The 7,243-nt window shown below is 57.5% G+C and carries 5 protein-coding genes; 4 read left to right on the forward strand and 1 reads right to left on the reverse strand.

The genetic code is table 11. The features are described 5' to 3' along the window. Positions 1–323: GTP-binding protein (locus ACIQ0R_RS09950; protein ID WP_395826714.1), on the reverse strand; the 323-nt coding region annotated here is incomplete at its 3' end. 470 nt (positions 324–793) lie between these two features. Here ACIQ0R_RS09950 and hrpA point away from each other — a divergent pair. The 4 genes from hrpA (at position 794) to ACIQ0R_RS09970 (ending at position 7,153) form a co-directional block, all read left to right on the forward strand. Beyond that, positions 794–4,828, forward strand: coding sequence for an ATP-dependent RNA helicase HrpA (gene hrpA, locus ACIQ0R_RS09955; protein ID WP_395826717.1), 4,035 nt, complete (start codon positions 794–796; stop codon positions 4,826–4,828). A gap of 111 nt (positions 4,829–4,939) precedes the next feature. After that, positions 4,940–5,506, forward strand: a complete 567-nt coding sequence (gene dcd / locus ACIQ0R_RS09960; RefSeq protein WP_395826719.1) for a dCTP deaminase — start codon at positions 4,940–4,942, stop codon at positions 5,504–5,506. Positions 5,507–5,515: 9 nt separating this feature from the next. After that, on the forward strand, positions 5,516–6,781 hold the full coding sequence (locus ACIQ0R_RS09965; protein ID WP_395826721.1) for a hypothetical protein: 1,266 nt from the start codon (positions 5,516–5,518) through the stop codon (positions 6,779–6,781). Positions 6,782–6,922: 141 nt separating this feature from the next. Further along, positions 6,923–7,153, forward strand: coding sequence for a DUF1653 domain-containing protein (locus ACIQ0R_RS09970; protein WP_395826724.1), 231 nt, complete (start codon positions 6,923–6,925; stop codon positions 7,151–7,153). Positions 7,154–7,243: the final 90 nt, after the last annotated feature.

Genomic DNA, 7,243 nt, shown 5'->3' on the forward strand with positions numbered 1-7,243 from the left:
AGGTTGACCACGTGGTCGCGGTACTCGAACTGCATGACCGAGCTGGCCACCGAAATGCCGCGTTGCTTTTCGATGTCCATCCAGTCCGAGGTTGCGTGGCGGCCGCTCTTACGGCCTTTGACAGTGCCGGCCAGTTGGATTGCGCCGGAGAATAACAGCAGCTTTTCGGTCAGCGTGGTTTTACCGGCGTCTGGGTGAGAAATGATGCCGAAAGTGCGGCGGCGCGCCACTTCGCTGGCGATTTGTTCGCTGGAAACGGTATTGGCGACTATGTCGGCATCTTCGCCAATGGCGTTCGGCTGCTCGGAAATGGGTTCTTGCATGATGCGTGGTTCAGGCGATCTCGGCCGCCTGCCTTGGTAATAATGAATGCGTGAATGCGAGGAAAACCGGAAACTTGCCTGCGCCGGCCGCTGTTGCGACGGCCCATTGGTATTTTGGCAGTTTCGATAACCCGCGATTATAACGTATGTGGCGTGCTCGGCCACGGCTGTCGCCCAGATGAGGCGTTAAAACCTGGGGCAATGCCAAGGAAGGTGGCGTTGCGTTGGTCTGGCTGTCTGGTGCAACAAATATGATGTTTATATAGTGCTTATTTGTGATGTTAATTTGTGGTTTTGTTTGTGGTGTTTTTTTTTTTTTTTTTGCGGTGTTTTTTTATCAATATTTCGCGCTTTTGCCGGGTCTGCGGCGCTCACGTCACAGCGTTCTCAGACGTCTTGCAATCGCTAATAAGAACAGCAATCGAATTAGCAACAGATTTGTGGGTGGCGCTCTGTATAATTCCATCCTCATGTCCGTATCCGAATCCAACAAACCAGCGCGATCCACTGATCGCCCAAGCCCCCAGAGCACTGCCAGCCGTCCATCTCAGCCGTGCTCCAGGTCATCACGTCCCGAGCCTAAGCCCGCAAGGCCAGCCCCGGAACGCAACCCACTGCCGCCTATCGTTTTCCCAGAAGAGTTGCCGGTTTCCGGCAAGCGCGCGGAAATATCTGCGGCGCTTTCTGCGCATCAGGTCATCATCGTTTGCGGTGAAACCGGTTCCGGCAAAACCACCCAATTGCCGAAGATTTGCCTGCAACTGGGGCGCGGCCTAAATGGCATGATCGGCCACACTCAGCCGCGCCGGATTGCCGCTTCCTCGACCGCTAGACGGATCGCCCAGGAACTCAATTCGCCGCTGGGCGAGCATGTCGGCTATAAGGTGCGTTTCAACGACACCCTGACCAAGGGCGCCTGGATCAAGCTGATGACCGATGGCATTCTGCTGGCGGAGACGCAGACCGATCCGCTGTTGCGCCAGTACGACACCATCATCATCGACGAGGCCCACGAGCGCAGCCCGAACATTGACTTCCTGCTGGGTTACCTGAAGCAGTTGCTGCCGAAACGCCCCGACCTCAAAGTCATCATCACGTCCGCCACCATCGACGCCGACCGTTTCGCGCGCCATTTCGGCACGCCTGAAAAGCCGGCGCCGGTGATTGAAGTCTCTGGCCGTTTGTATGAAGTGGAAGTGCGCTATCGTCCGGTTGACAATGTCGACCGCAGCGGCGTCAACCCTGCAGCCGCGGCAGCCAAGCCGAACCCGCCGCAAAGCGCCGCCCAGCGCGACCGCGACCAACGCGACCTGATGGATGCGGTGGTCGACGCGGTTGACGAACTGGCGCGCATCGGTTCCGGCGATGTGCTGGTGTTCTTGCCGGGCGAACGCGAAATCCGCGATGCCGCCGAAGCGCTGCGCAAGCACCATCCGGCCCATGTCGACATATTGCCGTTGTTCGCGCGGCTGTCGGCGCAGGAGCAGGAGCGCGTGTTCAAGTCATCCAATGCGCGTCGCATCGTGCTGGCCACTAACGTCGCCGAAACCTCGTTGACGGTGCCCGGCATCCGCTACGTGGTTGACGCCGGGCTGGCGCGGGTCAAGCGCTACAGTTATCGTAACAAGGTCGAACAGTTACAGATCGAGCCGATTGCGCAGTCGGCCGCCAACCAGCGCGCCGGGCGTTGCGGCCGGGTTGCTGCAGGTGTCTGCATCCGCTTGTACGAAGAGCAGGATTATCTGCAACGGCCGAAATTCACCGAGCCGGAAATCCTGCGCTCGTCGCTGGCTTCGGTCATCTTGCGGATGAAGTCGCTGCATCTGACCGATGTCGAGACTTTCCCTTTCATCGAGCCGCCGCCAGGCCGGGCGATTGCCGACGGTTACCAACTGCTGCAGGAGTTGGTAACCGTCGATGAGAATAATCAGTTGACCAAGACCGGCCGGCAGTTAGCCAAGCTGCCGCTCGACCCGCGCGTTGGCCGCATGATTTTGGCCGCACTGGACAATGTCTGTCTGAGCGAAATGTCGATCGTCGCCGCCGCCCTGTCGGTGCAGGACCCGCGCGACCGGCCGATAGATGCGCAAGGTGCTGCCGATCAGGCGCACAAGAAATTTGCCGATGAGAAGTCGGAGTTCCTGAGTTATCTGAAGATCTGGAAATGGTTCGAGGAAGCCATTGAGCACAAGAAAACCAATCGTCAGTTGTCGGATAACTGCCGCGCCAATTTCCTGTCGCAGTTGCGTCTGCGCGAATGGCGCGATGTTCATTCGCAGTTACTGACGATCGTGCGCGGGCAGGGCTGGCGTCTCAACGAAGCGCCGGCCACCTACGAGCAACTGCATTGTGCATTGCTGACCGGCCTGCTTGGTAACGTCGGCTTCAAGGCCGATGACGATCCGCATTATCTGGGCGCGCGCGGCATCAAGTTCCATCTGTGGCCGGGTTCGCATTTGTCGAAGAAGGCCGGCAAATGGGTGATGGCGGCCGAACTGGTCGACACCAGCCGTTTATATGCACGCTGCATCGCCCAGATTCAGCCCGAATGGCTGGAAAAGGTTGGTGCCCATTTGTTGAAAAAATCGTATGGCGAACCACGCTGGGAAAAGCGCATTGCGCAAGTATCTGCTTCGGAACGTGCGACCTTGTACGGGTTGGTGGTGTACAGCCAGCGCCGCATCAATTTTGGCTTGATCAATCCACCGGAGGCACGCGAGATTTTTATTCGCGATGCGTTGGTCGGCGGCGAGTTTGAAACGCGGGCGCCGTTCTTTGCGCATAACCTGAAGCTGATCGGCGAGATCGAGAACCTGGAGCACAAGTCGCGCCGGCTCGACGTGCTGGTTGACGATGAGTTGATTGCAGCGTTTTACGACAAACTGATCCCGGCCGATATCTGCAATGGCATCGCGTTTGAAAAATGGCACAAGGATGTCAGCGTTGAGACACCCAAGCTGTTGTTCCTTAACCGCGACGATTTAATGCGTCACGAAGCGGCCGGTATTACGACCGAGTTGTTTCCAAAAGTGATGCGCGTGGCCGGTATTGAGATGGCGCTGTCGTATCACTTCGAGCCGGGCACGCCGCGTGATGGGGTGACGCTGACGGTGCCGCTGTTTGCGCTCAATCAGGTCTATGTCGACCGCTGCGACTGGCTGGTGCCCGGCATGCTGAAGGAAAAAGTGCATCTGTTGTTGAAGTCATTGCCGCAAAAGATACGCCGCAACTGTGTGCCGCTGCCGGACTATGCCGCCGGCTTTTGCGAACGCGTCCAGGCGCGCCATGTCTTCGGTCATGGCAATCTGCTCGATGCGTTGATGGCGGATATTCGCAGTGAAACCAGCGTCGTCACACGCAGCACCGATTTCAAGCTGGAAACGCTGCCTGCGCATCATTCGATGAATTTCAAGATTGTCGACGAGCACGGCCGTCAGCTGGAGATGGGGCGTAACCTGGCGGCGTTGCAGGCTGAGTTCGGTGGTCAGGCGCGCGAGAGCTTTCAAAAGCTGGCGGTGGCGACGACTGTGGCAGAGGCACCAGCGGTTCCGGGCGGGGCAACCGTATCAACCGGCAACGCCGCACCAGCGCGAGCGGCGCACGTTGCACAGCAGGCCCCCTCCAAAGGCGGCAGCAACCCCAGCGCTAACGCACAATTCACCAACCTGACCGGCTGGACCTTCGGCGAACTGCCTGAGCTGCTGGAAATCCAGCAGGGCAAGCAGACCCTGATCGGTTTCCCGGCGCTGGTCGATCGACAAAGCCATTGCGACCTGGAGGTATTCGACGATCCGAATGAGGCGGCGCGTATCCATCATCTTGGCTTGCGGCGGCTGTTCGCGTTACAGCTCAAGGAGCAACTCAAATTTCTTGAGAAAAATATTCCCGGCTTGCAGCAGATGGGCATGCAATTCATGGCCCTCGGTTCGCAGGAAGAACTGCGCGATCAGATTATCCATGCCGGCCTGGAGCGCGCCTGCCTGCAGCAGCCGCTGCCCAAGAACGCCGTCGGGTTCACACAACGCAAGGATGAAGGCAAGTCGCGTCTGGGCTTGTTGTGTAATGAAATCGCGCGCTTAGCGGCGCTGATTCTGCCCGAGTATTACGGCTTGCCGAAGAAGCTGCAAGGTGCCAAAGGCCATCCGCAATCGGTCGCCGATATCCAGTCGCAGATGCAGTCGCTGGTCAGCAAACGTTTCATAGCCGACAACGACTATGCCAACCTGACGCATTTTCCGCGTTACCTGAAGGCGATCAATGTGCGGCTTGAAAAATTACGTGCCGATCCGGCGCGCGATGCCAGGCTGATGGCGGAATGGGCGCAGGTAGCCACTCCGTGGCAGCGCGCGCAGAAAGATCGGGGCAGCAAGGCTGATCCCAAGCAGGCCGAGTTCCGCTGGTTGCTCGAAGAGCTGCGGGTATCGTTGTTTGCGCAGGAATTGCGCACGCCGATGCCGGTGTCGGTCAAGCGTTTGCAAAAAGTATGGGAAACCATGCAGCGCTAGGCTGGAGAAATGCACGGTTTGGGCGGAAGCCGGTGGGATAGCCGTTTTAAAGGCTATTTGGCGTAAAATTGCGCAAAATATACACTTACATCAACTGACTGATAGAAAACAATGACGATTAAATCCGACAAATGGATACGCCGCATGGCGCAGGAAACCGGCATGATCGAGCCGTTTGAGCCCGGCCAGGTACGCGAGGCAAATGGTCAGAAGATTGTGTCTTACGGCACTTCGTCGTATGGCTACGATATTCGTTGCGCCAACGAATTCAAGATTTTCACGAACATCAACTCGACCATTGTCGATCCGAAGAATTTCGACGAAAAATCGTTCGTTGATTTCACCGGCGATGTCTGCATCATCCCGCCCAACTCGTTCGCGCTGGCGCGCACCATGGAATATTTTCGCATCCCGCGCAGTGTGCTGACCATCTGCCTCGGTAAATCGACCTATGCGCGTTGCGGCATCATCGCCAATGTCACGCCGTTCGAGCCGGAGTGGGAAGGCTATGTGACCCTGGAATTCTCTAATACCACTCCGCTGCCGGCGAAGATTTATGCCGGTGAAGGTTGCGCCCAGGTGCTGTTTTTTGAGAGCGATGAAATCTGCGAGACTTCCTACAAGGACCGCGGCGGCAAGTACCAGGGCCAGCACGGCGTTACCCTTCCAAAGACCTGAAGATCAGACATGCCAAAGAACAAAAGGCCGGCGCCGCGTAAAGCCGGCGAGGCTGACAAGTTGCAGCAGCGGAGCCGACCGCATCAGTTGAACCAGCCCAACGAATGGGCGGACGACAAGGATGAAATCCAGACTCAGGCGCTATGCGACCTGGCGATTTTCCTGGCCGAACAGGATGACAGCGAAGACGCCGCCGAGGTTGAGGCGCGGCGCCAGTCGCATGCCGACCTGCACAAGGTCATCCGGAAAAGCTTGCAGCAGAAGAAGGACGAAATCCTCTACGACGCCATTGAACGCACCAGATATGCCGACAGCGCTGCCTTTCAGTTCCTGAAAGCCAGCATCGAAGAAGCCTCGGAAGTGCTGTTGGTGCGCCGCGATAATGGCAAGGCGCTGGAACTCAATGTATTCGTTATTCCATTGTTCGCGCGGGTCGCCGGCGGCCTCAAGCGCCAGCAATGCTTCCAGGACGACGCCGCATTCGCAGCGCTCAGCGCCAGTCTGAAGGAGGCGCAACTGGAGAGCCCGGATGCCAGTGTGGTGCTGGTTAGCCATGCGTATCACATGGATGAGATAGACGGTATACGTTACAGCGATCTGTTTGACATGAATCGCGACGCATTCGCCGCGATGGTCGACAAGAAACTGGCCCCGGCAACGGCGATCGAACGCAGTTTTGGCAACTGGCCGGATAATCAGTTTGCCGCAGAAGACGACGCGCTGGAATTGCGTTTCCTGCTCGGTTTCGCGCTCAAGAACGCCGACGATCCGTTTTATCTTGTGCCTGCCGACGAGACAGCTGCCGATGCCTATTTCATGGCGCGCCAGCAGCGGTTTCATCATTGGGCAGAGCAAGTCGCACCGCTGGTGCAGCGTTGCCTGGTTACCGACGGCAGTGAAATCGCGATTCATTTTCTTTACCAGGATCTGTTCCATGGCGGTAAGGAGCGTGGCATGGCCGAGTACTTCATGCTGCTGATGATGTCTGAGCTGAACCACGGTCTTGAGCAGCATGGTTGCGCACCGCATGACGCCAAGGCAGTGGCCGGCGCGGCCGATGTGCGCGGCGAGATGCTGCTGCGCGTCAGCTTGTACGACGACCACGGCGCATTGCTGGTCTCATCGGAAAAGCCGCTGGGCGTTGCCGCCGATGTGCAGGCCGAGATCGACGACGTCTATGATGCGCTCACCACCATCGGCATCGGGTCGCTGGCGGTCGCGACGAAGTTTGATGCTCACGACCAGCCGCTGGAAGTGCAACCTTATCCGGTTTGACCTGTCGACACAGGGCAACACAAGGCAACACAAGGCAACACAAGGCAACACAAGGCAACACAAGGCAACACAAGGCAACACAAGGCAACACAAGGCAACACAACACAGCCCTGACGGGCGATTCGTATTCTGGAAAACGCAATGACTGAAGAAGACGCACAAAAAATCGCCACCCACCGCCATTACAAGGGCGGCCTGTATCGCTACATCGGCGTGGCCCGGCATTCTGAAACCGATGAGGCTATGGTGGTTTATGAGCATTTGTGGCCGCATACGCCAGGCTTGTGGGTGCGGCCGGCAGAGCTGTTTAACGGCCTGTTGGAAAACGGTGCCAGGCACTTTGAGCTTCCCCCGAAATTTAGTCTTCCATAGGTAACGTAAAATCAACGATCCTTTGGAAAGACCAGCAATGAAGAAGATACCAAAACAGATGTACACGGCGGAGTTCAAGGAGCTAGCCGT

Origin of the sequence: Collimonas sp., from assembly GCF_044339385.1 — a bacterium.
Lineage (GTDB): Bacteria > Pseudomonadota > Gammaproteobacteria > Burkholderiales > Burkholderiaceae_D > Collimonas.